The sequence below is a fragment of the Solwaraspora sp. WMMB335 genome, from assembly GCF_049179075.1.
Classification (GTDB): Bacteria; Actinomycetota; Actinomycetes; order Mycobacteriales; family Micromonosporaceae; genus Micromonospora_E.
The window spans coordinates 5,926,721-5,951,544 of sequence record NZ_JBMHMF010000001.1 but is presented as its reverse complement, the minus strand read 5'-3'; the positions used below and the strand labels follow the sequence as shown (position 1 = coordinate 5,951,544).

The 24,824-nt window shown below is 70.1% G+C and carries 22 protein-coding genes and 1 tRNA gene; 13 read left to right on the top strand and 10 right to left on the bottom strand.

Annotation, left to right across the window (positions count from 1 at the left end; all coding sequences use genetic code 11):
- The first annotated feature begins 415 nt into the window (after positions 1–415).
- Positions 416–1,249, top strand: a complete 834-nt coding sequence (locus tag ACN27F_RS25905) for an alpha/beta fold hydrolase (protein ID WP_421437784.1) — start codon at positions 416–418, stop codon at positions 1,247–1,249.
- Entirely contained in the window at positions 1,242–1,835 is a 594-nt protein-coding gene (locus ACN27F_RS25900; RefSeq protein WP_421437783.1) for a TetR/AcrR family transcriptional regulator, read from the top strand. Before ACN27F_RS25905 ends, ACN27F_RS25900 begins: the two co-directional genes overlap by 8 nt.
- Here ACN27F_RS25900 and ACN27F_RS25895 read toward each other — a convergent pair.
- The gene (locus ACN27F_RS25895) at positions 1,804–2,214 is read right to left on the bottom strand and encodes a PPOX class F420-dependent oxidoreductase (RefSeq protein ID WP_421437781.1); all 411 of its coding nucleotides are present in this window, start codon (positions 2,212–2,214) and stop codon (positions 1,804–1,806) included. The genes ACN27F_RS25900 and ACN27F_RS25895 overlap by 32 nt on opposite strands.
- Before the next feature lie 118 nt (positions 2,215–2,332).
- Here ACN27F_RS25895 and ACN27F_RS25890 point away from each other — a divergent pair, with 118 nt between their 5' ends.
- A complete protein-coding gene (locus ACN27F_RS25890) occupies positions 2,333–3,355 on the top strand; it encodes an alpha/beta hydrolase (protein WP_421437779.1) in 1,023 nt (340 codons plus the stop codon).
- Between the two features lie 146 nt (positions 3,356–3,501).
- Positions 3,502–3,574: transfer RNA gene (locus ACN27F_RS25885), tRNA-Arg, on the top strand.
- A gap of 1,563 nt (positions 3,575–5,137) precedes the next feature.
- Here the strand turns inward: ACN27F_RS25885 and ACN27F_RS25880 are convergent.
- Both ACN27F_RS25880 and ACN27F_RS25875 read right to left on the bottom strand, forming a co-directional pair.
- Positions 5,138–5,410, bottom strand: a complete 273-nt coding sequence (locus tag ACN27F_RS25880; RefSeq protein ID WP_421437778.1) for a type II toxin-antitoxin system RelE family toxin — start codon at positions 5,408–5,410, stop codon at positions 5,138–5,140.
- On the bottom strand, positions 5,407–5,694 hold the full coding sequence (locus tag ACN27F_RS25875; protein WP_421440446.1) for a type II toxin-antitoxin system Phd/YefM family antitoxin: 288 nt from the start codon (positions 5,692–5,694) through the stop codon (positions 5,407–5,409). Before ACN27F_RS25875 ends, ACN27F_RS25880 begins: the two co-directional genes overlap by 4 nt.
- Before the next feature lie 594 nt (positions 5,695–6,288).
- Here ACN27F_RS25875 and ACN27F_RS25870 point away from each other — a divergent pair.
- From ACN27F_RS25870 to ACN27F_RS25860, 3 genes are all read left to right on the top strand, one after another.
- Complete coding sequence (locus tag ACN27F_RS25870) at positions 6,289–6,576, top strand: hypothetical protein (RefSeq protein ID WP_421437776.1); 288 nt, start codon at positions 6,289–6,291, stop codon at positions 6,574–6,576.
- 86 nt (positions 6,577–6,662) lie between these two features.
- Positions 6,663–7,661: a DUF2267 domain-containing protein gene (locus ACN27F_RS25865; protein ID WP_421437774.1), complete on the top strand. Its 999-nt coding sequence runs from the start codon at positions 6,663–6,665 to the stop codon at positions 7,659–7,661.
- Between the two features lie 68 nt (positions 7,662–7,729).
- Positions 7,730–8,428, top strand: coding sequence for a hypothetical protein (locus tag ACN27F_RS25860; protein ID WP_421437772.1), 699 nt, complete (start codon positions 7,730–7,732; stop codon positions 8,426–8,428).
- Here the strand turns inward: ACN27F_RS25860 and ACN27F_RS25855 are convergent.
- Positions 8,376–9,035 carry a TetR/AcrR family transcriptional regulator C-terminal domain-containing protein gene (locus tag ACN27F_RS25855; RefSeq protein ID WP_421437771.1) on the bottom strand — a complete coding sequence of 220 codons (660 nt, stop codon included), beginning with the start codon at positions 9,033–9,035 and terminating at the stop codon, positions 8,376–8,378. The two genes, ACN27F_RS25860 and ACN27F_RS25855, sit on opposite strands and share 53 nt — an antisense overlap.
- Before the next feature lie 225 nt (positions 9,036–9,260).
- Between ACN27F_RS25855 and ACN27F_RS25850 the strand changes: the two genes are divergently transcribed.
- The gene (locus ACN27F_RS25850; protein ID WP_421437770.1) at positions 9,261–10,994 is read left to right on the top strand and encodes a sulfatase-like hydrolase/transferase; all 1,734 of its coding nucleotides are present in this window, start codon (positions 9,261–9,263) and stop codon (positions 10,992–10,994) included.
- 168 nt (positions 10,995–11,162) lie between these two features.
- Complete coding sequence (locus ACN27F_RS25845; protein WP_421437768.1) at positions 11,163–14,594, top strand: M12 family metallo-peptidase; 3,432 nt, start codon at positions 11,163–11,165, stop codon at positions 14,592–14,594.
- Between the two features lie 99 nt (positions 14,595–14,693).
- Here ACN27F_RS25845 and ACN27F_RS25840 read toward each other — a convergent pair whose 3' ends face one another.
- Positions 14,694–16,433, bottom strand: a complete 1,740-nt coding sequence (locus ACN27F_RS25840) for an FAD-dependent oxidoreductase (protein ID WP_421437767.1) — start codon at positions 16,431–16,433, stop codon at positions 14,694–14,696.
- Positions 16,434–16,601: 168 nt separating this feature from the next.
- Here ACN27F_RS25840 and ACN27F_RS25835 point away from each other — a divergent pair, with 168 nt between their 5' ends.
- The 3 genes from ACN27F_RS25835 to ACN27F_RS25825 all read left to right on the top strand — a co-directional run bounded on the left by ACN27F_RS25835 (position 16,602) and on the right by ACN27F_RS25825 (position 18,293).
- Positions 16,602–17,141, top strand: coding sequence for a GNAT family N-acetyltransferase (locus ACN27F_RS25835; protein WP_421437766.1), 540 nt, complete (start codon positions 16,602–16,604; stop codon positions 17,139–17,141).
- A gap of 164 nt (positions 17,142–17,305) precedes the next feature.
- Positions 17,306–17,542 (top strand): DUF664 domain-containing protein, encoded by a 237-nt coding sequence (locus tag ACN27F_RS25830; RefSeq protein WP_421437764.1) that lies wholly within the window; start codon positions 17,306–17,308, stop codon positions 17,540–17,542.
- 100 nt (positions 17,543–17,642) lie between these two features.
- Positions 17,643–18,293, top strand: coding sequence for a class I SAM-dependent methyltransferase (locus tag ACN27F_RS25825; protein ID WP_421437762.1), 651 nt, complete (start codon positions 17,643–17,645; stop codon positions 18,291–18,293).
- 23 nt (positions 18,294–18,316) lie between these two features.
- On the opposite strand, the gene ACN27F_RS25820 is transcribed toward ACN27F_RS25825, so the two are convergent.
- The gene (locus ACN27F_RS25820; protein WP_421437760.1) at positions 18,317–18,991 is read right to left on the bottom strand and encodes a potassium channel family protein; all 675 of its coding nucleotides are present in this window, start codon (positions 18,989–18,991) and stop codon (positions 18,317–18,319) included.
- Positions 18,984–20,327 carry a TrkH family potassium uptake protein gene (locus ACN27F_RS25815; protein WP_421437758.1) on the bottom strand — a complete coding sequence of 448 codons (1,344 nt, stop codon included), beginning with the start codon at positions 20,325–20,327 and terminating at the stop codon, positions 18,984–18,986. Before ACN27F_RS25815 ends, ACN27F_RS25820 begins: the two co-directional genes overlap by 8 nt.
- 130 nt (positions 20,328–20,457) lie before the next feature.
- On the opposite strand from ACN27F_RS25815, the gene ACN27F_RS25810 reads away from it, so the two are divergent.
- A complete protein-coding gene (locus tag ACN27F_RS25810; RefSeq protein WP_421437756.1) occupies positions 20,458–21,297 on the top strand; it encodes a potassium channel family protein in 840 nt (279 codons plus the stop codon).
- Positions 21,298–21,403: 106 nt separating this feature from the next.
- On the opposite strand, the gene ACN27F_RS25805 is transcribed toward ACN27F_RS25810, so the two are convergent.
- The 3 genes from ACN27F_RS25805 to ACN27F_RS25795 are packed head-to-tail and all read right to left on the bottom strand — an operon-like array spanning position 21,404 to position 24,782.
- Complete coding sequence (locus ACN27F_RS25805; RefSeq protein ID WP_421437754.1) at positions 21,404–22,288, bottom strand: LLM class flavin-dependent oxidoreductase; 885 nt, start codon at positions 22,286–22,288, stop codon at positions 21,404–21,406.
- 23 nt (positions 22,289–22,311) lie between these two features.
- Complete coding sequence (locus ACN27F_RS25800) at positions 22,312–24,381, bottom strand: glycogen debranching N-terminal domain-containing protein (RefSeq protein WP_421437752.1); 2,070 nt, start codon at positions 24,379–24,381, stop codon at positions 22,312–22,314.
- Positions 24,378–24,782 (bottom strand): SCP2 sterol-binding domain-containing protein, encoded by a 405-nt coding sequence (locus ACN27F_RS25795; RefSeq protein WP_421437750.1) that lies wholly within the window; start codon positions 24,780–24,782, stop codon positions 24,378–24,380. The genes ACN27F_RS25800 and ACN27F_RS25795 overlap by 4 nt, the downstream gene beginning before the upstream one ends.
- Positions 24,783–24,824: the final 42 nt, after the last annotated feature.

Sequence of the window (24,824 nt, the reverse complement as noted above, 5' to 3'; positions counted from 1 at the left end):
TATGGCTCGTGGACTGATCTTGGCGAGTCGACTCGCCAACCAGCCTCGGCCCCGCAGCGCCCATGCTGCCAGTGACGACCAAGCCGCGCCGCGGACAGACCTCGGACTGTGGACAACCGGATCGGCAACGGGTGGACGTGCCTCCGGCAACGCCGCCGCCGGCCAGGCAGCCCTACTCGCCATCATCACTGTCATCTTCGGCGGCGTCACCGCACGGGCTCCGGAGGCCGTTGCCGTAACGCTCGACTCAGCGGTGCTTCGCCAGCTCGACGAACGCCGACCAGGCGGCCGGACCGAAGGTCAGCGTGCCGGTCGACCCTCGCCAATCAGCCTCAGCGCGTCGTCATCGGCCTTGACCAGCTAAGCTAACTAGATTAGTTTTGAGCTAATCTAGTTAGCTCCGCTTGGAGGTGCCATGTCCGAGTTTCTCCCGGTCGACGGTGGTCGCCTCGCGTACGAGGTGACCGGCGAGGGCCCGCTGGTCGTGCTCGCGCACGGCATGGGCGACAGCCGTGCCGCGTACCGATTCGTCGTCCCACAGCTCGTCGCGGCCGGTTACCGGGTGGCGGCGACCGACCTGCGCGGTGCCGGCGAGTCCGACATCGGCTTCCCGAGCTACAGCCGCACCGACATCGCCAGCGACCTGACCGCCCTGATCCGCCGCCTCGGCGGACCGGCCGTCCTGGTCGGACACTCGATCTCCGGCGGGGCGGCCACCATCGCCGCGGCCACCGCGCCCGAGCTGGTCACCGCCGTCGTCGAGCTGGCACCGTTCACCCGCAAACAGTCGATCGGGCTCGCCGACCTGCGGGTCCGGCGGTTCCGGCAGGGCATGTCCCGGCTGCTCGGCGCCGGCCTGTTCGGCAGCGTCAAGAGCTGGCTCGGCTACCTCGACGTGGCCTACCCGGGTCCCCGCCCGGCCGACTGGACCGCTCAGCTGGCCGGCATCGAGGCCAAGCTGCGCGAGCCCGGCCGGATGCGGGTGTTGCAGAAGATGGGCCAGTCCAGCCCGGCAGACGCCGGCGCGCATCTGGGCGGGGTGCGCTGCCCGACGCTGATCGTCGAGGGCACCCTCGATCCGGACTGGGGCGACCCACAGGCCGAGGGCGAGGCGATCGTGGCCGCCATGCCCGACGGCCTGGCCACCCTGTCGCTGGTCGACGGCGCCGGTCACTACCCGCACACCCAGTTCCCGGACCAGGTGGTGGCGCTCCTGCTGCCGTTCCTCGCCGCTGCCGCCCGTGCCTAGGGCCGGGCTCGACCGGGCGACCGTGATCGCGGCGGCCGCCGAGGTCGCCGACAAGCACGGCTTCGGGCAGCTGACCATGGGCCTGGTCGCCGATCGGCTCGGCGTGCGGACCCCGTCGCTGTACCGGCACGTGGGCAGCCTCGCCGAGTTGCACCAGGGCGTCGCCACGCTGGCCGTGACCGAGCTCGGCGACGTGCTGCGGGACGCCACCCAGGGGTACGCCGGCCGTGACGCCCTGGCCGCGGCCGCCCATGCGTGGCGGTCGTACCTGGTCGGGCACCCGGGCCGGTACGCCGCCACGATCGGTGCGGCATCCGAGCCGGGTCTGGACGCGGCCGGTGCACGGATCATCGCGTCGTTGGCCGCGGTGCTGCGCGGTTACCGGATCGACCCGACCGAGCAGACCCACGCGCTACGGACACTGCGCAGCGCCCTGCACGGCTTCGCCACGCTCCAGGCCGCCAACGGGTTCCAGTGGGAAGCGGACACCGACGAGAGTTTCGAGTGGCTGATCGACTTCCTCGACCGTGGACTACGTCGTACGGCGAGCGGGCCTAGCCGTGCCGGTCCGGGCCGGCGTGGGTGATGGTGGTGCGAACCGCGACCCGCTTGTCGCGCCGCATCGCCGCCCGGTAGTCGTCCCAGTCAGGATGCTCACCGGAGATCCGGCGGTAGTAGTCGACCAGCAGGTCGAGCGCGTCGGGCAGCCGCACCACCTCGGCCTCGCCGTCGATCTGCACCCACTGCCCGAAGAAGCGGTCGGTGGTGACGCAGAAGGTGACCCGAGGGTCGTTCGCCAGGTTGCGTACCTTGGTCGCGGTTTCCCGGGTGCTGACCAGGACGCGGCCCGCGTCGTCGACGGCGACCAGGACCGGACTGGTCTGGGTCCGCCCGTCCGGGTGCCGGGTCACCATCACCGCCCGGTGGTTGTCCTGCAGGAAGTCGCGTACCCGATCGACATCCATGTGGTCTCCTTCGCTTGTTCGCCTTCGGCCGCCCGGGTAGGGCGGCGGTACCACACCGATTGTGCGACCCCAGGATCGGACCTACCGGCAGGTAACGCGGCAGGGGTACGGTCAGGTCGTGCAGCCCGACATTCTCGGCCCGCCGTACGAGCAGCAGGTCATCGAGCTGGACCCGGACGACGAAGGGCCGGTCGTCGCGACCCTGGTCCGGCGCCGCGCGGATCGCCCGGCCGGGCGCGCCGTGCTCTACCTGCATGGCTTCGGCGACTACTTCTTCCAGACCCATCTCGCGGACCACTTCATCCACGACGGCTGGGACTTCTACGCACTCGACCTGCGCAAGTACGGTCGCAGCCTGTTGCCGCACCAGACGCCGAACTTCTGCCGGGACATCAGCGAATACTTTCCCGAACTCGATGCCGCCGCCCGGATCATCCGTCGGGACGGCAACGAAACCTTGCTGGTCAACGGCCATTCCACCGGTGGTCTGATCGCGGCGATCTGGTCGGACGCGCGGGCCGGCCAGGATGTCGCGCTGGACGGACTGTTCCTGAACAGCCCGTTCTTCGATCTGAACCTGCCGTGGCTGCTGCGCCGGCCGCTCGCGGCGGCCGTGTGCCGGCTCAATGCCCGCACGCCGTACCGGGTCGTCCAGACCGGGCTTTCCTCGGTGTACGGGCAGAGCGTGCACGACTCATACCAGGGTGAGTGGAACTTCGACCTGGACTGGAAGCCGCTCGCCGGCTTTCCGGTGCGGGCCGGCTGGCTCAACGCCATCCGGCAGGCACAGCGGCGGCTGCGGCATGGGCTGCGGATCACCGTGCCGGTCCTGCTGGCTTGCTCGACCCGGTCGTTTCGCAGCCGCAGATGGCACGATGCGGCCACGCTCGCCGACGCCGTGCTGGACGTCGAGCACATGGTCCGCTGGGCGCCACGGCTGGGCCGGCACGTCACCCTGGTCCGGATCGACGGCGGGCTGCACGATCTCACTTTGTCCGGCAAGCCGGCCCGTGATCAACTGTTCAGCGAACTGGACCGCTGGCTGCGCGCCTACTTCACGTCGGAGCCGACCGGTCCGGATCCCGGTCAGCCGGTCGCCGCCGAGCGCCCGGAAAACCGCGGGATCCCCCAAACCGACTGATCCCAGACTATCCATGCTCAACATGCATCGATGCGATGATCGCAGCCACTCGTCACAGCCATCACCTGCTACTACTATGTGCACGCCGGACCTGAAGATCAGGTCCACGTCATGATCGACCTGCCACGATCGTGACGAAACGTACTGCGCCCGTAGCTCAGCGGATAGAGCAGGGGACTTCTAATCCCAAGGCCGCAGGTTCGAATCCTGCCGGGCGCACAGAAACCCAGCTAAACCCCACCCCACACAGGGGTTGAGCTGGGCAAACGCATCCGCCGGAAGTACGGGCAGGAACACACGAAGCTGATCATGTGGCCTTCTGACCAGCGCGTTTGAGTTCGTACGTCAGGACCGGCCCCCGGTACCCCGCACGGGTCCTCCCGGTGCCGCCGACCCGAGCTCGACCCACCAGCACCACCCGAACCCGGGGCACCAGCGCGCAGGCCCCTCCGCAAAACCGGTGCTGGACCCATGCGGAGGCGAGCTGCTTGACCTCACCGTCGACCTCACCCACAGCAACGACCGCGCAACCGCGCTGGCAACCGGTTCGCCTGCAGCCCGACACGAAAGCGCCCGACGCCGTCAAGCCTGACTTGGGTCATTTAGTGCGTACGACGATCGGTGCGGCGTTTCCGCTGGTGGCAGCGGTGCCACCCGTTGAGCGCCCCGACTGAAGGAGCACCTTCGCACTGGATAGCGGCGCGTCGGCTTGACGGATACTTCACGGCAGGTCGCCGCGCCGAGATCGGAAGGTGATCGTGGCCCGGGTCGGGATTCACCATGCCGCCGCCGTGCTCGGCTGCCGGCTTACCCGTTGCCTGCCGCCGCTGAGCCCGTTGTGTCCGGCTGGACGGCGGCTGACCGTCGGTGGATGAGCCGGCGTAATCACGCACGGTCACGAATGTGATGTCACCTCCTGCCCATTTCGGGCACTGCGTCGTGCTGCCTCCGTCCAGCCATCGTCATGTCCGCGGCGAGTGGAGCCAGACTGACGTCATCCTTGGCTTGTGAGGTGTGCCAGAGTCCACTCGCGATGGAGATCCCGTGTCACCCGGGCCGGCTCCAGCTCCCTGGTCACCGTGAGTGACCCGACTGGGGTCATGTGGTGCGTACGACGATCGGTGCGGCGTTTCCGCTGGTGGCAGCGGTGCCGCCCGTTGAGCGCCCCGGCTGGAGGAGCACCTTCGCTCTGGATGGCGGCGTGTCGGCGTGGGCGGATACCTGGCATCCGCCGGCGTGGGTCCTGGTGGGCACGTCGTGGTCGGCGGCCCTTGCGGCTCTTCCGGTAGGCTTGGTCATCCACATCGGATGCCCGTGTCTCTTCCTGGGCGTAGGGAAGTCGTCAAGATGGAACGTTGTGCCGAGGTCAGGGTGTCGGTTAGTGCGCAGATTTCGACACGGTCGCGAGCAACACGGCAGGTCACAGCGCCGAGATCAGAAAATGATCTTCAACGTGACCCAACTCGGGGCGCTGGCAACCGGTTCGCCTGCAGCCCGACGCGAAAGCGCCCGACGCCGTCAAGGGTCAGGACGAAGTCCCCGCCCGGCTCCGCCCTCCGCCTGAAACACGCGCTTCATCGCGGCGTAGGAGCAAGCCCTGGTGCGGCCCTTCGACCTGGAACCGATCCCTCGGCCGGGATCACCATGCGGGCATTCCGGCTTCCCAAGGATGGCCCGGGGGCAGGCCTTGTTTCCCCCTTGTGTCCTGGCCAACTCCGTACGACGAGCGAATCGCGGCAGAAAAAGTGCGCAATCGCGCTCGATGAGTCCGGGCAACTTACCTTACATAGGGCGGTATGCGTCTCGTCGGTGTTCTATTCGCAGTACGACGACCTCGTGGGTGTTCTCGTTGATTCGGTAGAGTACGCAGTAGGTCCCGCGTCGTGCAGCCCAAACGCCGACTAACTCGAACCGCAGAGGTTTCCCCACTCGATGCGGGTTGTGCATCAAGGTGTTGGTCAGAAATTCGATTGCTGCGGCTGCGACCGGCTCGGGCAGGGTCTGCGCGAGCGCGCGCCGCGCGGGTGGGGTTACGACGAGTTCGTACTTATTCACCTGCGCAGCTCGCGCACCGCCTCGGCGCCCCGGACGACATCACCACGGGTGTACGCGGCGTCGGCCTCGCGGATGTCGGCTAGGGCCTGTGGATCGCGCAGCACGTCGATCGTCTCTTCCAGTTGGGCCAAGTCCTCCGGGCTGATCAACACCGCTGCGGCACGGCCGTTGCGGGTAAGCACGATCCGCTCATGCTCACGTTCGACCCGGTCGACGTACTCTGAGAGGTGGTCGCGGACGCCGCTTCGTAGGTTCTTGCCTGGCGCGCCGAGACGGGCATACAGGTCATATAGCCGGCTTCCTTGCGTCGGTCACGGGAGTCGCCAAGATCAGTACATCCGACCTCGCGCTACTCGCGGCATGAGCGGACGTTCCGTTCGCCTCGCGCAGGTGCCAATCCAAGCTCCTGCCTGCGAGCATAGTGACGTCGGCTGCAAAGCTTCAGCTACTGCGCAAGCGAAGGTACGCAGTCGTTCATCGGCCAGGTCGTTCGGGACGACAGAGTCCGCCAGTCGGGATAGGCGCGGATAGCCCCAGCCTGATCAGGGCGCTGATCAGGCTGGGTCGGCAGCTCGACACCCGGACCGCCAGCGGCGTCGGCGCACCTGCACCGGGCCGAGTTGGGCCGGTGCAGGGCCGGACGAACGAAGCGGGAGAGAACCCTGACTCTCAGGAGTCTGCGCCCCACCACGTTGTCGCTGCTCCGGCTGGCATCCCCGTACACCACAGTTTCCAGGCGTCACGGGCCCCGGCCCGTACCGCGCCGCTCCTGCCGCCGACCTCGTCGACCAGCGCCGCGCTCGGGGCAGGCGCAGAACCATTTCCAGGTGACATATATATTGATATTCTTCGAAGTAATGCCGTCCCGAGGAGGATCGATGCGAAAGGTTCACGCAATCATCGCCACAGTCGCCTTGACCGGCGCTCTGGTGCTGACCGGTGGCACGCCCGCGCTGGCCGCGCCCGCGCAGTCCGCCGCGCCCGCAGCCGCACCGGGCGTCGCGGCCGCAGCCTTGGAGCTGCAGGGGGTCTACTACGATCGCGACTTCTGCGTCTGGTACGGCAACTACGGTGCCGCCAACGGCCTGTGGGGCACGTGGTACTGCGAGTTCCAGCCCAACGCCGGATCGAACGGGCTCTGGTTCCTCTGGGCCTGGGTGGACTAGCCGGACCAGTTGAACCGACGAGCCCAACCCGACCACAAGGCCATATCTGCGAGGCATATCTCGGCCTGGGACGGGCAGTCGATGCCATGGCCAAGCAGGTGGAGGGCGACAACCGCAAGCGGCGCGCACTCGCCCGCGACGCCCGGGAACAGGGCAGCAGCGCCAGTAAGGCAGGTGTCAGTCTGGGTGCGTCCAAGCAACCCGAACGCGTCGATCGCGCCGACCGTCACGGTCCGCCTGCGGCCGGCGCGCACAAACCGGGCCCGCGTACGGAGCTGCCGCGTCGACCGGCGGCACCCGCCCCGCCACGACCGTCCCGTCCCACGTCCGACGGCGACACCGCGTCCGACCCACACGTGCTTCGCCTGCGCTACCGCGAGTTGGTCAGCGAGGTAAGCGCCCGTACCGGGCTCGACTTCGACCAGGCCAAGACCACCGCCCTGGCCACCGTCGCCACGCTGGCCAGGGCGCTCGGCAACGACGACCGGCGCCGGCTGCTCGAATCGTTGCCGGCCGAGCTGTCCGGCGAGGTACCTGTCGTCTCCGACACCGATGGTACCGACACCGGGCGCCGCCCGGACGATCTGGCGGGCTTCGCACACGACGTAGCGGCACTCGCCGGACAATTTCCGGAACAGGCCCAACAACGGGCCCAAGCGGTGCTGAGCGCGATCGCCGACCAGGACGGCGACCTGATCGACAACCTGGCGTTGCCACCCGGCCTGGCCGGGCTGACCGCTACGGCACCGCCCGGCGGCGGGTTGGTCGGCCCCGACGGGCAGGCCGCGCCCCTGGACGACGGCCAATTGCGGGCCGCGGTGCGGCGGCTGCCGGGCTGGACCGGCGACCGCAACGCGTTGAGCCGAATCCTGGTTCTGCCGGCCGACCAACTGGACCGCGTGCTCCTGCGCGTGGATCAGCTGAAACGGGAGTCCGGCCGAGGACCCCGAATCAGCCGCCCGGATCCGCAGACCGCGCACATCGTCATCCACACCGCCACGGCGGGGGCGGTCACCGCGCTGGATGTCGACCTGGCCGCTCGGGTGGCGGATGCGATCGACGAGGCTCGGGGCGGCCTGGCCTGATCCGGATCTCCGGAGATGCCCAGGCGGCCAGCTGTCCACGGGTTAATTGTACGTCGTACAATTAACCCGTGGACGACCGCGAGAACCCCTCCAGCGGCCTTGGGCCCCGAACCGCGGCTGGTCTGGCGGCCGGCGCCATCGCCCTCTACGCCGCCGACGTGCTGTATCTCAGCTACCTGGAACCGGCCGGCGGACAGCGTTGGCAACTCCAGACGAGCGTCGTGCTCGGGCTGACAGCCGGTCTCTGCTACGCCCTGGCCGGCACTCCACTCCTGACCAACCTGCTGACGCCGATCAACCGGCAGGCAGCCGGCGTCGGCCGTGTCCTGTGGCTGATCTTCGTGCTGGCCACGGTGGCTTCCCACACCGTCTTCGCCCCGGTCCTCGATACCCTCGACAACGCCGGGCTGACGTCCGACGCGGCCTGGGAGACGACGCTGAGCGGCACCGGCCCGGCTACCGAAACCATGCTGTGGGCGTTCCAGATCACCGCCGGACTCAGCCTGGTGGGCTTGGCCGGTACCCTGCTCGGGCTCATCGTTGCCACGCTCCGAGCAGATTCGACGCTTCCCCGGTGGTCACTCGCCTTCCACCCGGTGGTCGGTCTCCTGGTGATCGAAGTGGGGCTGCGGTCGTTCCTGTTCGACGACGGTGCGGCCCGGGCCTTTCTGCCGTTCTCCACGAGCCATCTGGTCTACTTCGGCGTCCTCGCCGTCATCCTCGCCGTCGGTCCATCCCATCGAGAATCAGCGCCAGGCCGTGGTTGAAGAGGTCGTCGGGGGTGGTAGCCAGAAACAGGGTGAGTGCACTGGTCAGGCCCGGCGCCAGCGGTACCGGGCCCGAGCGGGCGAGTCGCTCGGCCCAGACCTGCCGAGCCGGCGACGGGCCGGCGCGCCGGCGCTCGTCCTCCAACTCGACGACATCGAGTGTGAACGCCAGCAGCACCGAGTAGCCGAGCGCGGCCTCAGCGGCGGTGAATCCAGCGCCCAACAGCACGTCCATAGCCTGGTTCACGATGTCCAGCTGCCGCTCGGCGTAGGCGCCCTGCACCCGGAACCATCCGGATGTCCCGGGATGCTCGAGTAGTACGGTCCTGACCTTGGTCGCCAGGTCACGGAGCCACGTCCGCCAGGCGGTCCCGGCCGCCGGCACCGCGATCGTCGACAGCACGGCCTCGCACACCGCGCCCCGCACGGCGTCGAGTCCGCCGAGATGGTGGTACACGGCAGCCGGGCGGACATCGAGCCGGTCCGCCAACCCGCGGACGGTGAGCGAATCCAGCCCGTCCCGGCGTACGAGTTCCACAGCTGCGGCGACCACCATCGCCCGATTCAACCGGGGCGACGGCGGGCGACCACGAGGACGGCCGGTCACCCGTCGACCCTAGCCTCGGCCCTGGCCGACGAAGCGGCGGATCCGGGTGCCAATCGATCCGCTCCGGCGATCGTCACGTGTGGTTGGGTGTCTGGTTGTTGCGCATCCGGCCCGACGGTTATGGTGTCGCGTCCGGTCAGCCGGAGTTGGATACCCGGCCACCAAGGTGATCCGGTAGGTAGTAGGTAGGTAGGTGTCAGTCCACGGGTAGGAAAGGCGACTGGTTTGTCCGACGTCACCGAGCACGGCACCAACGACAAGGACGAGGACGAGGATCCCGGCGTACGGCCGGCGGCGCGGGAGGGCCGGTGGTGGCTGCGGCGTCCGTCGGGGCGGCTGGCCCAGCGTGTGTCGGGACGGCTGGCGAACGCGGTCGCCGTGCTGGCGGTCCTGACCGCCCTGGTTCTGCCGCACGAACTCGACCTGATCACCGCGACCGCGTTCGCCCGGATCCCGGTCGAGGCGATTCTCGCCGCCGCGCTGCTGCTCGTGCTGCCCCACCGGGCCCGGACTCCGGTCGCGGTCGCGCTCGGCGCGGCGCTCGGCGTGCTCACCGTGCTCAAGGTCATGGACATCGGGTTCTTCTCGGTGCTCGACCGGCCGTTCGACCTGGTGCTGGACTGGGGGCTGCTGGCCGACGGCTACCGGTTCGTGGCCGCCTCGTACGGCGGAGCGGCGGCGGTGGGTGCGGCGGCCGGTGCGGTCGGGCTCACCGTTGCGGTGCTGGCGACCGGGGTGTGGGCCGTACGGCGGATCGCCCGGCTGCTGGCCGCCCGTCGCCGGGTGGTCGGCGGCGCGATCGGTGTGGCGGCGGCCGGGTGGCTGGTGTTCGCTCTGCTCGGTACGCAGGTGATCGTGTACGAGACGCCCGCACGCCGGATCGGGTTGCCGGTCGCCGACCGGGGCACCTCGCACCTGGCGTACGACCACACGGCGCAGGTGGGGGCGAGCCTGCTCGACCGGCAGGAGTTCGCCGAGCTGGCGGCGGTCGACGCGTTCCGCGACGTACCCGGTGACGAGCTACTGACCGGCCTACGCGGCAAGGACGTGGTGCTGGCGTTCGTGGAGAGCTACGGCCGCGACGTGATCACCGACCCCGAATTCGAGCCACTGGTCGGCGCAGTGCTCGACGAGGGGACCCAGCGTCTGGCAGCCGAAGGGTACGGCTCACGCAGCGCCTTCCTCACCTCCTCGACCGTCGGCGGCAGCAGTTGGCTGGCGCACGCCACCGTGCTGTCCGGGCTGTGGGTGGACAACCAACAGCGTTACCGCAGCCTGGTCAACAGTGACCGGCTGACGCTGACCCGCGCGTTCGGCGACGCCGGCTGGCGGGTCGCCGGCTTCTTTCCGGGCAACACGCGGGCCTGGCCGGAGGGGGCGTTCTTCGGCTACGACCAGGTCTACGACTCACGCAACATGGGTTACCGGGGTGACCGGTTCAACTTCGCGTCCATCCCGGACCAGTACACCCTGTCCGCCCTGGACCGGTTGGAACGGGGCAACGGCGACCAGCCGGTGATGGCCGAACTGGCGCTGCTGTCCAGCCACGCCCCGTGGACCCCGTTGCCGAAGCCGGTCGGCTGGAACACGGTACGCAATGGTGCGGTCTTCGACCGCGAGGCGATGGCCGGCGACGAGCCGACCCGCTCTGCCGAGGAGGGACTGCGTAGCGACTATCCACGGGCCGTCGGGTACTCGGTCGGCACTCTCATCTCGTACCTGGAGGCACGCGGCGACGACGACCTGGTGCTGATCTTCCTCGGTGATCACCAGCCGGCACCGGTGATCACCGGACCGGGTGCCAGCCACGACGTGCCGATCACCATCGTGACCCGTGATCAGGCGGTCCTCGACCGGATCGCGGACTGGGACTGGCAGGACGGGTTGCGGCCCGGTGCCGAGTCCCCGGTCTGGCAAATGGACTCGTTCCGGGACCGGTTCCTGACCGCGTTCCAGTGAGCCGGCGATTTCGCCCTTGTTTCCGGTTGGATCCGTTGTGGAGCGATGGGTCGGTCGGGGCACCAGTGAAGCCCCGCAGCAGGCATGATCGGCCTCAAGATCCGCGGTCCGATGGCCGATACGCCCATGCCGGCGGCACCGTGGTCGTGACGGAACCAAGGAGACAACTTGAGGACCTCCTCGACATCCCCCACCGGCCAGTCCTCTCCACCGACGACGACCGGTACCGGCAGGTCCCGCAGCCGGCGACTGGTCGTGCTCCTCGTCGCGGTGGTGGCGGCGGCACTGCTGCCGGCGATCGGCCCGTCCGGGGCGGCCAGCGCCGCACCCGAACGCGGCACGGACATCGCCGGCACCCCGTGGGCCACCCTGGACAGTGCGCCCGCGACCAGCCGGTCGGGCCGGCCGGCCGACATCGAAGCCCGCCGGATGGCGGCGTACTCCCTGGACCGCGAGGCCATCGCCGCGCAGCTCGACCGGGCGCCCGACGAGTCGGCCCGGACGGCGACGGCCGCCCCGCTGGTGCTGTCCGTGCCGGATCCGAACGGCGAGATCCAGCGCTTCGAGGTCGTCGACTCACCGGTGATGCAGGACGGCCTGGCCGCCCGACACCCGGAGATCAGGACGTACGCCGGTAGTGGCGTCGACGATCCGACGGCGACGATCCGGGCCGATCTGACCCCGCTGGGCTTCCACGCCTCGGTCCGCTCCTCGGACGGTGCCTGGTACGTCGACCCGTACCACCGTGACCAGAGCGTCTACGCCAGCTACTACGCCCACGACCTGGTCAACCGGCACGGGACACTGGTCGAACGGGCAGACGTGGGTGCCGCCGCCGAATCCATCGGCGAAGACATCGCGCAGCAGCAGGCCGACGACCAGGCCGGGCCGCTGGTCACCCTGCGCACCTACCGGCTGGCGTTCCTGACCGACCCGTCGTACGCGACCTACTTCGGCGCGGACAACGTCACCGCCGCCAAGGTCACCCTGGTGAACCGGGTCACTCAGATCTACGAGGACGAAACCGCGATCCGGCTCGTGCTCGTCAACGACACCGACAAGACCAACCTGAACACCGCCGAGGCGGCAGCTGGTCCGGACGGGCCGTGCGGCTCGGCACCGTGCTTCGCCGAGTCGCACCTGACCGGCTGCTCCGGCGCCACGCTCAACCGCAACCGGATCGTGCTCGGCCAGCTCGTCGGGGCCAGCAACTACGACGTCGGGCACATCGGCTTCGGCCTGCCCGGCGGTGGCGTCGCCGGGCTCGGCGTGGCCGGCGGCGACGGCAAGGCACGCGGCTGCACCGGGTTGCCGAATCCGATCGGCGACTTCTACGCCGTCGACTACGTGGCGCACGAGATCGGCCACCAGTTCGCCGGCAACCACACCTTCAACGGCACCCAGTGGAACTGCTCCGGCGGCAACCGCAGCGCCGCCAACTCGTACGAGCCGGGCAGTGGTTCGTCGATCATGGCCTACGCGGGCATCTGCCAGCAGGACAACCTGCAGCCACACACCGATCCGTACTGGTCGCAGCGCAGCTACTACGAGATCACCACGTTCGTCAACGCCACCCGGCCGTCGATCAACGAGGTGCAGACGGTGTCGCTGCGCGACTTCGACACCGACGGGGACTCGTTCACCCTGACCTACGGCGGGCAGTCCTCGGCGCCGATCGTGCGCGGCGGTGACTACACCACCGCCGGGATCAAGGCGGCGATCGAGGCGATCAGCGGATGGCCGGCCGGCGCGACGGTGAGCGTCGCGGCGTTCGGCGGCATCGGCGCCCTCACCGACGCCGGTTTCCAGGTCACCTTCAACGGCGGCGCGGTGGCGCAGACCAACGTACCGGCGCTGAGTCTGACCGATCTCGACGGTGCCGGCGGTTTCGTCGGCGAGACCGCCAAGGGCGGGCCGGTCGACAACGGCGGCTGGCAGGTCACGCAGACCACCAACCACGCCCCGGTGGTGACCGTGCCGGACTCGTTCACCATCCCGGTACGGACCCCGTTCGCGCTGACCGGCAGCGCCACCGACGCCGACGCCGACGCGCTGACCTACATGTGGGAGCAGAACGACCGGGGCGGGATCAGCGGCGGCAGCAGCGCCGGCACCGCGCTGGTCGACAATGTCAAGACCAACGGCCCGCTGTTCCGGGTGTTCGGCACGGCGGCGCTGGTCGGCCCGGACGACACCGAGCAGTACTACTCCCCCGGGTTGAACGCGGTCGACGACAACCCGACCCGAATCTTCCCGGACATGGCCCAGATCCTGGCCGGCAACACCAACGCGGTGACCGGGTCCTGCCCGACCGCGCCGGAGCCGCCGGCCAGCGGCAGCGCCTCGAACCTGCCGCAGGCGCTGGTCGACTGCTACTCGGAGTTCCTGCCGACCGCCGACTGGGTCGGCTACGCCAACGACCGGACGATGCACTTCAAACTGACCGCCCGGGACGGGCGGCCCGGTGGCGGCGGCATCGGCAACGCCGAGACCGCGCTGGTGCTGGCACCGGACGCCGGCCCGTTCCTGGTGACCTCGCAGGACCGGCCGGTGTTCTACCTGGGCGGGTCCACCCAGGAGATCAGCTGGGACGTGGCCGGCACGGACGCCGCCCCGGTCGGTGCGGCACAGGTGCGGATCTCGCTGTCCGTCGACGGCGCCGAGACCTTCCCGTACGTGCTGGCGCAGGCGGTGCCGAACACCGGCAGCGCCACGGTGACGTTGCCCAACATCGACACCACCACCGGCCGGATCAGGATCGAGGCGGTCGGCAACGTCTTCTTCGACATCAACGACGCCGACATCCGCATCGACCAGGTCCGCGCGCTGCAGCAACTGGCGTACGCCGGCGATACGGTCGTGCACCCGGCACCCGGCGCGGCCGAGGCCGAGGTGCTGCTGCGGGCCGTCGTCACCGGGCAGGCCGGAGACGTCCGGGGTACCCAGCTGGCCTTCGCCACCGGGGACACCACGCTGTGCGCCGCCGAGGTCAGGTTGTGGGGTACGGACACCACCGGCGGCACGGCCAGTTGCCGGGTGACGCTGCCGCTCGGCGTGCACGAGGTGACTACGACGGTCACCGGCCGGCACACCGGCAGCACGACCGACACGGTCACCGTCACACCGTCGACCGGGTTCAGCGTCGACGGCACCGGGTACGTCCGCAGCGACCGGACCGCCGGCGCCTACCCGCTGGACCCGGACCACCGGATCGAGTTCGACTTCGACGGGCGGTTCACCGCCGGCGGGCAGTTGGCCGGCAAGGCGCTGGTCGGTTACCGGACCGGGGACAAGCGGCACAAGTTCCAGGGGGCGACGCTGGAGTCGCTGGGCACCACGACCGTGGGCGAGCACCGGCTGGCCGAGCTGCGCTACCGGGTGACGTTGTACGACCTGTCCACCCCGCAGCAGCCGGTTCCGGTGGCCACCGACCTGACCATGGTGGTGGTCGGGTACGACCTGCGGTGGCTGGGTCGCTACGACGCCGTCGCGGTCAGTGTCTTCGACGGTGACCGGTTGATGTTCTCCTCCAACTGGGGCTACACCGGCACCGCGTTGACCGGCATCACCGCCTCCGGCGGGGACATCGTGATCGAGTGACCGGGACCGCGCGAGCGGTCGTCACGTGCCGGGCAACTGCCCACGCGGGGCGTCGGGCAGTTCGCCCGGCGCCCCGCTCGCTGGATCTCCGCACGCAGGTCAGCGACGACGGACGGCGTGCAGCACCGCGTCGTGGACGGTGATCTCCTGACCGTCCGGGTGGGTCGCCGGACGCGGCAGCGCGGCCAGCGTGACGATGTCCCACTCGTCCGGTTCCAGCGCCGCCGCGACCTGCTCGGCGGTGAACATCAGGTCGGGCATCCGGGGCCGGCGCACCCCGGGAATGTCCAGGTCGGACGGATGGTGGCCGACCACGAGGAAGCTACCGCCGGGCCGCACCGCGGCGGCCAGCCGGCGGTGCAGCATCGCCCGGTCCGGGTCCGGCAGGTGTACGAAGTGCGCGGTCACCAGATCGAAACTGGCCGGCGGCGGCCCCCAGGTACGGATGTCGGCCTGCTGCCAGGTGATCCGCTTCGCCACCTCGTCGCCGACGGTCGCCGCGTGGTCGGCCGCGCGGCGCAGCGCCACCTGCGACACGTCGACCGCGGTGACCTCCCACCCCCGGCCGGCCAGCCAGATCGCGTCGGCCCCCTCGCCACTGCCCACGTCGCAGGCGGTGCCAGGCGGCAGATCGGTGACGACCGTGACCAGACGCGGATTGGGGTTGCCGCTCCAGACCCGTTCGACGGAGCCGTACCGCTCGTCCCAGAATCCCGCGGCGAGCAGGTCCGCGACGTCGGCCGGCCCGCTGTGCCCGACGCCATCGGGCCCGGCGCCATCGCCATCGTGCCCGGGACCATCGGGTCGATGACCGAGGTGCGCCTGCTCCGTCGTGGCGTCACCGGCCGAGGCGTCACCAGCCGCCGCGGCTGCTGCCCGGTGCCGGCGTACGGCCGCGGCGGTGTCCTCCTCGACGAGGTCGGCGTTGATCGCCGCCGCCGCCATGGTTCCGGCCGAGGCAGCCGCCATCACCTGCGCGAACGGGCTGGTCAGGTTGCCGGCCGCCCAGACACCCGGCACCGGCGTCCGCCCGGTCTCGTCGGCCTCGACCTGCTCGGACAAGCCGCTCGGGTGTTCGGTGACCGGCACCCCGAGCTGGGCCAGCAGCCCGTCGACGACCCGCAGCCGTGAGGCGACGGTCACCGCGGTGCGGGGCACGACGGTGCCGTCGGCGAGCCGTACGCCGGTCAGCCGGTCGTCGGTCACCTCCAGCCCTGTCACCTCGCCGGGCACCACCCGGATCCCACGCGCCGCCAGCTGCTCGGCCTGTTCGTCGGCGAGCTCGGCACCGGTGTGTGTGAACAGCAGCACATCCGAGCTCCACTGCCGGAACAGCAGGACCTGGTGCATCGCCATGTCGCTGGTGGCCAGCACCCCGATCGGCTGGTCACGGACCTCCCACCCGTGGCAGTACGGGCAGTGCAGCACGTCGCGGCCCCAGCGGTCACGCAACCCGGGGATGTCCGGCAGCTCGTCGACCACACCGGTGGCAAACAGCAGCCGCCGGGCAGCCACCGCCGCCCCGTCGGCCAGCCGCAGCTCGAAGCCGTCGCCGGTGCGCCGCACGGCGACCGCCCGGCCCGGCAGCACGATCCCGCCGTACCCTCGGACCTCCTGACGGCCGGCGGCGACCAACTCGGCCGGCGGCATCCCGTCGCGGCTGAGGAAGCCGTGAACGCCGGCCGCCGGCGCGTTACGCGGCTCGCCCGCGTCGATCACGACCACCGACCGGCGGGCCCGGGCGAGGGTCAGTGCCGCACTCAGCCCGGCGGCACCGCCGCCGATCACGGCCACCGCGGCTCGGTAGGCGGGTCGGTCCGCCATGTTGTCGTCAGTCACGCTGACCACCTCCAGCACCCAGGATTGGCTGAGGTCACCGTATCGGCAACCTTTCTTGCCGGTCCGGCAAACGCTCGACGGTGTCGTGGCCCAGGCGTGGCGCGGCCCCGGGCCGGCCCGGCCGGAATTCGGTTGTCCCCGCACCGGACGGCCGCGCTAATGGTGGTCATGCTGGTACGGCGGGAGCAGGCGGACGACGTCGGGGCCGTCCGGGGGGTCGTGGCGGCGGCGTTCGCCCGGACCGGCACACCCGACGAGGCACCGGTCGAGGTCGCTCTGCTGGACCGCTTGCGGGCCGACGGGTCATGGCTTGCGGAGTTGTCCCTGGTGGCACTCGTCGAGCCGGGCAGCGGCCACCCGGCCGGCGGAATCGTCGGGCACGTGGTCTGCACCCGGGCGTACCTCGGCGACGACCGACCGGTGCTGGGCCTCGGTCCGCTCGCGGTCCGCCCGGACCGGCAGCGCACCGGGGTCGGTACGGCGTTGATGCACGCCGTCCTCGGCGCGGCCGAGGCACTCGACGAGCCCTTGGTGGCGCTGCTCGGCAGCCCGGCTTTCTACCGCCGGTTCGGGTTCCGGGCCGCAGCCGAATTCGGCATCATCGCGCCCGACCCGCAGTGGGGCCGGCACTTCCAGGTCCGGCTGCTCGGCCCGGACCCGGCGCCGTACGGTCGGTTCCGCTACGCCACGCCGTTCGACGACCTGTGAGCCGACGTTTCGGCATCGCAGCCAGATGCGAGCGCGCTGTTGGTGGAGACCTTCGACCGGCTGCCCGACCTGGTACACGACGCGGTGCACGGGCTGAATTCGGAACAACTGCGCTGTCCGCGGCCGACCCGACGGAAACCGGGTACGGCCACTCGGCCGAGCAGGTGGCGGCGATCGCCCCGGAAAGCGCGGCGGCGCTGGTCGAGTACCAGGCGGCGGTCGCCGGGCGCACCCGTGCTTTCCTGATCACGTTGACCGGCACCGACCTGGACCGGGTCGTCGACGAGCGGTGGGATCCGCCGGTCACCCTGGGTGTACGGCTGGTCAGCGTGGCAACCGACGACCTGCGACACGTCGGCCAGGCAGGCTACCTGCGTGGTCTGCTCACCGCGACCGGCTGACCGCCGTCGACCGGCTGACCGCCGTCGACACGTGGTGTCATCGTCTACATTTTGGGTCTGCCGGTCCGCCGGCTCGTCCCCCCACGTTGAGGAGCGCTCCATGTCCGTACCCGTGTCCGAGACCACCACCCCCGGCCACCCGCCGGTGGCCGCCGGTCGGACGCGCGGCGACACCGGTGCATTCCTGCGGGAGTTCTTCCGTTCGCCCACCCGTGTCGGCGCGGTCGCGCCGAGTTCCCGGCGGTTGGCTGCCGCGATCACCGCGCCCATTCCCGAGCGGGGGGAGCCGGTGGTCGTCGAACTCGGCCCGGGCACCGGCGCCTTCACCAAGGTGATCCAGGACCGGCTGGGCGGCCGGGGCCGGCACCTGGCGATCGAGCTGAGTCCCGCCCTCGCCGGCCTGCTCGCCAGCCGGCATCCAGGGGTCGAGGTGCTGACCGGAAACGCCGCTGACTGCCGGTCGCTGGTCGCCGAGCGCGGCGTGCGCGCCGTCGACGTGGTGGTCAGCGGCCTGCCGTGGGCGTCCTTCCCCCAGGAACTGCAACGCGGTGCGCTCGGTGCGGTCTGCGAGGTGCTGGAGCCCGACGGCGCGTTCACCACCTTCGCCTACGTGCTGGCCGCGCAGACTCCGCCGGCCCGGCGGTTCCGGCAGTTGCTGCGGGACCGGTTCGAAGAGGTCGTGATGGGGCGTACGGTGCTGGGCAACCTGCCACCCGCGTTCGTCTACCACGCCCGCCGGCCCCGCCGCTGATCGGGCACGTCCGGCGGTCCGGGTCACGCCGACTCGGCGAACCGCTCCACGTCGTCGATCTTGCCGATCACCAGGATGATGTCGCCGTACATCAGTACCGTGTCCGGCGTGGCGTAGGTGAAGCGCGCGTTCACGCCCTGCGCCTCGCTCTTGACCGCCACGACGGTGACCCCGAACCGCGACCGGACCCGCGACTCGCGCAGCGGCACGCTCACCGCCTCCTGCGGCGGCGTCGTCTTGACCATCGCGAAATCACGGTCGACCTCGACGTAGTCGAGCAACCGGCCGGTGAGCAGGTGCGCCACCCGCTCCCCCATGTCGTGCTCGGGCAGGATCACATGGTGGGCGCCGATCCGTTCCAGGATCCGGCCGTGCTGCCGGCTGATCGCCTTGGCCCAGATGTCCGCGACTCCCAGCTCGGACAGCAGCGAGGTGGCCAGGATGCTCGCCTGGATGTCGGTGCCGATGCCGACGACCGCCCGGTGGAACTCGGCCACGCCGAGTTGCCGCAGCGCCTCCAGGTCCGTCGCGTCGGCGGTCACCACGTGCGGCAGCTGGCCACTGAAACTCTGCGTGATCTTCGAATCACCATCGATGCCGAGCACCTCGGTACCTCGACCGGCCAGTTCCATCGCGAGCGCGCCGCCGAAGCGGCCCAACCCGATCACCACCACTGGTTCGTTGCGTGAGTCAGCCAACGATCGTCCTCTCCTCCGGAAGCTCGTACCGCCGGATCCGTTCCCGCAGGGCGAGCGCCGACGCGACGGTCAGCGGCCCGATCCGGCCCATGAACATCAAGATGATCAGCAACAGGTCCGCCGCGGGCGGCAGTCCGGCGGTGATGCCGGTGGAGAGACCGACCGTGCCGAACGCGGAAACCACCTCGAACAGCACCTGATCCAGCGTGTACCGGGTCATGCCGAGCAAGGTGAACGTCGCCACCGCCACCGCGGCCAAGGCCAGCAGCAGCACCGCGAGCGCCTGCCGCTGGTTGTTCTCCGGCACCCGGCGCGCACCGATGTTCACCTGGGTCTCGCCCCGCATCTCGGCCCACAGCATGAAGGCCAGCAGGCCCACCGTGGTCACCTTCACCCCGCCGGCGGTGCCCGCGCTGCCGCCACCGACGAACATCAGGATGTCACTGAGCAGCAGGCTCTCCGGCCGCATTCCGGCGATGTCGACGCTGTTGAAGCCGGCGGTACGGGTCATCACCGACGCGAAGAAGCCGGCCAGCACCTTGTGCGCGCCGTCAAGTCGACCGAAGGTGGCCGGATTGCGGAACTCCACCAGAGTGAACACCACCGTACCCAGCACCAGCAGGCTGGCGGTCAGCACCACGGTGATCCGGGTCAGCACCGACCAGGTGCCCGGACGACGCCAGGATCGCAGCAGCTCGAACACCACGGGGAAACCGAGGCCGCCGACGATCACCGCGACAGCCACGGTGACGATGATCCACGGGTCGTCCGCGAACCGCATCAGGCTGTCCGGGTAGAGCGCGAAGCCGGCGTTGTTGAACGCGGACACCGCGTGGAACACCCCGTGGTACATCGCCCGGCCCACCGGGTAGTCGTGGCCGAGGGCGAACCGGGCGGTCAACACCACCGCCACCGCGACCTCGCTGGCGAGGCTGAACAGCACGATGTTGCGCACCACCCGCCGCACGTCGCGCAGGCTCAACGACTTCGTCTCCGCCTGGGCGAGGAACCGGGCCCGCAGACCGAGCCGACGCGACAGCAGCACGGTCAACAGCGTTGCCAGGGTCATGATGCCCAGCCCGCCGATCTGGATCAGGGCCAGGATCACCAACTGACCGAAGGTTGACCAGTGGCCGGCCGTGTCGACCACCACCAGTCCGGTCACGCAGACCGCGGAGGTCGCGGTGAACAATGTGTCGACCAGGGACGCGGATTCGCCGGACCGGCTGGCCGCCGGCACCATCAGCAACGCCGCGCCGGCCAGGATCGCGGTCGCGAAGCCGCCGGCGATCACCTGCGCCGGGTGCTGGAAGCGGTCCGCGCCGCGCCGCCACATCGGGGGACGCCAGTGGGGCCGGCGGCCAGCCGGCGGCCCGACCCGGCGGCCGGTCGTCCGGCCAGTCTTCCGGCCGGATCCCGGTGGGCCGGGATGCGGCCGGTTGCCACCATCAGGCAGCCTGTCGGGCATGTCTCTCCAGGATCACGCGACCCAGCCCCGGGACCAGGACCGGCCCGGGGAACAGGACCAGCTCGGGAACCAGGATCGGATCGCCAGGTGGGAACACCGGACGGCAGGCGTGCTGACCGTACTCGCCGTGGCGTTCCTCGTGGTGTATGCCGCGCCCATTCTGCATCCGGAGATGCCGACTCGCTGGCGTGCCGCGTGTGTCGTGGCCAACATCGGGATCTGGCTGGTGTTCTGGGTCGACTACCTGGCCCGGCTGTGGCTGGCCAGCAACCGGTGGCGGTTCGTCCGGGCGCATCTGTTCGACCTGATCGTGCTGGTGCTGCCCGTGCTCCGGCCGCTGCGGATGCTCCGCCTGGTGACCGCGGTGATCACACTGACCCGACGGACCGAGGTCTGGGCCCGCGGCCGGCTCGCACTGTACGTCGGTTCCACCACCGTGCTGTTGGTGATCGTCTCCGGCTTGGCGGTACTGGACGCCGAGCGCAACCATCCGGAGACCGGCATCACGTCCTACCCTGATGCCCTCTGGTGGTCGGTGGTGACCATCACCACCGTCGGGTACGGCGACTTCTACCCGGTGACCGCGACCGGCCGGTTCGTCGCGCTGGCCCTGATGATCGGCGGAATCGGCTTGATCGGTTTCGTCACCGGTTCACTGGCCAGCTGGATCGTGGAACGCATCTCCGCGGCGTCGGACGAGGCCGACGCGGCGAAAGCGCCCGCGACCCGCGAAGACGTCGTCGCGCTCACCGCCGAACTGGCCGCCCTGCGCGCCGAGGTCGCCGCGTTACGCGCCAGCGACGAGGCCGCTCCGGTGCCCCGGGCCGCCGCGGATTGACCACGCGGCCGGCGGCACCGGACACACAGCAGCACCGGACACGCGGCAGCACCGGACATCCGGCAGCACCGGACATCCGGCGCGCGGGACGTTTCGCGGCCGCGGCTCAGCCGCGCAACCCCGGCAGGACGTCGGTCGCCACCTCGGTCAGCACCCGCTCGTCACCGGCGTACCAGCTGCTGCGGCGTGGCCAGTGCACGATGACGTCGGTGAACCCGAGCGCCTCGGCTCGCCGTACCGCCTCGGTGAAGTGGCCGGCGCTGGTCAGCGAGTAGACCGGTGCCGAGTCCAGCGACAGGTAGCGCCGAAGATCGGCCGGGTCCCGGCCGGCGGCGGCGAGTGCCTCGGCGCACCGGCCGGCGAGCGTCGCCACGGACGCCCACCATCCCTCCAGGTCGTCGAAGACCGTCCCGGTGGTCACCCAGCCCGCCCCGTAGCGGGCGGCCAGGGCGAGCGTGCGTGGCCCGTTGGCGGCCACCACGAACGGCACCCGGGGCTGCTGTCGGCAGCCTGGCGTACTACGTGCGTCGACCGCCTGGTAGTAGCGCCCGTGCCAGCTGACCCGCTGCTCGCGCAGCAGCCGGTCGAGCAGGTCGACGAACTCGGCGTACCGGTCGGCCCGGGCCCGTGGCGGCAGCGGTTCGGCGCCGAGGACCGTCGCGTCGAACCCGAGCCCGCCGGCGCCGACGCCGAGCAGCAGCCGACCGTCGGAGATGTCGTCCAGCGCGGTGACCTCCCGGGCGAAGTGCACCGGGTGGCGGAAGTTGGGCGACGCGACCAGGGTGCCGAGCTGGATCCGGGAGGTGACGGTGGCGGCGGCGGCCAGTGTCGGCACCGCGTCGAACCACGGCCCGTCGACCAGGTCCCGCCAGCCCAGATGGTCGTACGTCCAGGCGTGGTCGAAGCCCCACTGGTCAGCCTGCCGCCACCGGTCCGCGGTGACCGACCAGGAATCGTCCGGCAAGATTGCGATCCCGACCCGCACAGTCAACCACCCTACTCGGGTGGTGACGCTCAGGCGGGCTGGCGTTTCTTGCGATGGATGTCCATCCGGCCACGCCCGAACGCATCGATGTGTCCCCACCGGCCCGGAATGTCCAGCAGCTCGATGCGACCCATGCCGATCGGCAACGCCGGGTCGACGACCAGGTGCTCGCCGAGCGGTTCCAGGCCGAGCATGGTCCGCAGCAGCAGCAACGTCGCCCCGGTCGACCAGGCCTGCGGGCTGCAGGAGGTCGGGTACTCCACCGGGTACTTGGTCAGCGCCCGGTCGTAGCCGCCGAACGCCTCCGGCAGCCGGCCGTTGAAGAACTGCGCGGCGTTGATGATCCCGTCGGCGATCCGGGACGCCTCCTCGACGAAGCCGTACTTGCGCAGCCCCCAGGCGATGAAGGAGTTGTCGAACGGCCAGACCGTACCGACGTGGTAGCCGATCGGGTTGAAGCGGCCCTCCCCCTCGGCCAGGGTCCGCACCCCCCAGCCCGAGAACATCCGCGGGCTGACCAGGTGCTTGGCCACCTTCTTGGCCTTGGCGTCGTCGACGATGCCACTCCACAGCAGGTGGCCGATGTTGGACGACAGGGCGTCCACCTGGCCGCCCTGCGGGTCGAGGGCGAGCGCGAAGTATTCCCCGTCGGCGACCCAGAAGTCCCGGTTGAACCGCTCCTTCAGGTCCGCGGCCTCCCGTTCCAACTGCTGCGCGTAGCCCGGATCGTTCCAGATGGTGCGCGCCATCCGGGCTGCCCGCACCTTGGCGTCGTAGGCGTACCCCTGAAGTTCGCAGGTGGCCCGGGGGAACCCCGGCAGTCGGCCGTCGCGGTAGCAGATCGAGTCCCAGGAGTCCTTCCAGCACTGGTTCTCCAGGCCGGTCGCCTCGTTGCGCCGCTCGTACCAGATGTAGCCGTTACCGAGCAGGTCGGCGTAGGTGTCGATCCAGTGCAGCGCCCGCCGGACCTCCGACTCCAGTGCCTGTGCCAGTTTGCCGTCACCGGTCCAGCGTTCGTACTCGTCGAGCAGGACCACGAACAACGGAGTCGAGTCGGCGGCGCCGAAGTAGGGCGTGTGCGGCTGCTCCTCGAACGCCGACGACTCGCCGTAGCGGATCTCGTGCAGGATCTTGCCCGGCTCCTCGTCGCGGAAGTCGTCCAGCTTGCTGCCCTGCAGGGCCCCGAGCAGGCGCAGCGTCGCCGATGCCAGTTCCGGGGCGAACGGCAGGGACTGCAGGCTGGTGAAGATGCTGTCGCGGCCGAACATGGTGGCGAACCAGGGCACACCAGCCGCCGGTACCGACTGCCCGCCAAGGGACAACGGGGTGTACCGCAATGCCGCCAGATCGACCAGGCTCCGCTTGTACGTCGAGGCGAGCGGTTCACAGTCGCAGGCCAGCCGTGGTGCCCGGGCGACCCACTCCTCCAGTTCGCGGCGCATCTCCGGCTTCTCCCGGTCGAAGTGCTGGCCGAGCAGCCCCTCCCGCAGGTCCCGCCCGTCGGGTCCGATGGCCGTGGTCTTCACCTTGATGTGGGTGATCCACTTGCCGTGCGGCTCGATGACGATGGTGAAGCTCAGCCCACGCTCGTCGATCGCCGCCGTCTCGCTGCTCGTGATGATCGTCTCGCGGTGGAAGCTCTCCCGCTGGTAGCCCAGTCGTAGGCTGTCCCGCTCCACATGGGCGTAGTGTTTGCCGACCTTGTGCCGGACGTCCTTGATCTCGAACAGGTCGGCGAAGTCACTGCCGGCCTCCAGCCGTACGATGAGTTCCATCGGCTCCTGCGCGTGGTTGAGGATGGTGATCTCCTCGTCGAAGCTGCCGCCCACCCAGCGCTGCCGGATCACCGACATGTCGGCGTCGACGTAGTGTGTCGGTTCCCCCGGCACCAGGAAGAACCTCGCCTCGAAGTACTGCAGGTCGTCGACTGACAGCGAGCTCAGCCGCTCACCGTTCACGGTGAGCTGCCACTTGGACAGGAACCGGGTGTCGAACGAGAAGAGACCTGTCGGCGCGGCCGGCGACGCGTCGATGTCGCCCTGACTGTCGCTGACCACGAAGGTGTTGCCGTCCAGGATGCTGACCATTCCCTCGGTCATCGCTCAGTCCTTTCCCGCCGGGCGAACGCGCGTGGATCGTGGGCACCGGGTGGACCGGACATCATCCGTTGGAGCAGGATCAGCAGCCGCAGGTCGCCGATGACCATGATCTGACCGCGCAGCATCGCCGCCATCGGGTTGATCTCGCCCCGGGTCATCGCCTCGAAGATCTTCCGGTCGGTACGCAGTACGCAGTCGGCGTCCCGCTGTTCCTGCGTTACCACGGCGACGCCCTGGTCGAGGGTGACGAACCAGTAGTCGACCCGTTCGTCGTGTGCCAGGTCGAACCGGACCGTCCCGGAGATCTGGCGCAGCAGTACGGCGTTCTCCTTGTGGCCGAGGCTGTCGAAGAAGTCGTTGGTGGCCTGCATCGACGTGGTCGCCCTGGTTGTCCGCGGCATCGTCCGCTCCCTCCACCCACAGGCAGCGTCCTGGTCGACCGG

Bases quoted from the DNA above. Each gene is read 5' to 3' on its own strand.
- ACN27F_RS25865 (WP_421437774.1), top strand. From the start codon at position 6,663: ATGGCCAAGCAGGTGGAGGGCGACAACCGCAAGCGGCGCGCACTCGCC.
- ACN27F_RS25795 (WP_421437750.1), bottom strand. From the start codon at position 24,782: ATGCCGCGGACAACCAGGGCGACCACGTCGATGCAGGCCACCAACGAC.
- ACN27F_RS25810 (WP_421437756.1), top strand. From the start codon at position 20,458: ATGTCTCTCCAGGATCACGCGACCCAGCCCCGGGACCAGGACCGGCCC.
- ACN27F_RS25895 (WP_421437781.1), bottom strand. From the start codon at position 2,214: ATGGATGTCGATCGGGTACGCGACTTCCTGCAGGACAACCACCGGGCG.
- ACN27F_RS25870 (WP_421437776.1), top strand. From the start codon at position 6,289: ATGCGAAAGGTTCACGCAATCATCGCCACAGTCGCCTTGACCGGCGCT.
- ACN27F_RS25800 (WP_421437752.1), bottom strand. From the start codon at position 24,381: ATGACCGAGGGAATGGTCAGCATCCTGGACGGCAACACCTTCGTGGTC.
- ACN27F_RS25835 (WP_421437766.1), top strand. From the start codon at position 16,602: ATGCTGGTACGGCGGGAGCAGGCGGACGACGTCGGGGCCGTCCGGGGG.
- ACN27F_RS25825 (WP_421437762.1), top strand. From the start codon at position 17,643: ATGTCCGTACCCGTGTCCGAGACCACCACCCCCGGCCACCCGCCGGTG.
- ACN27F_RS25905 (WP_421437784.1), top strand. From the start codon at position 416: ATGTCCGAGTTTCTCCCGGTCGACGGTGGTCGCCTCGCGTACGAGGTG.
- ACN27F_RS25815 (WP_421437758.1), bottom strand. From the start codon at position 20,327: ATGTGGCGGCGCGGCGCGGACCGCTTCCAGCACCCGGCGCAGGTGATC.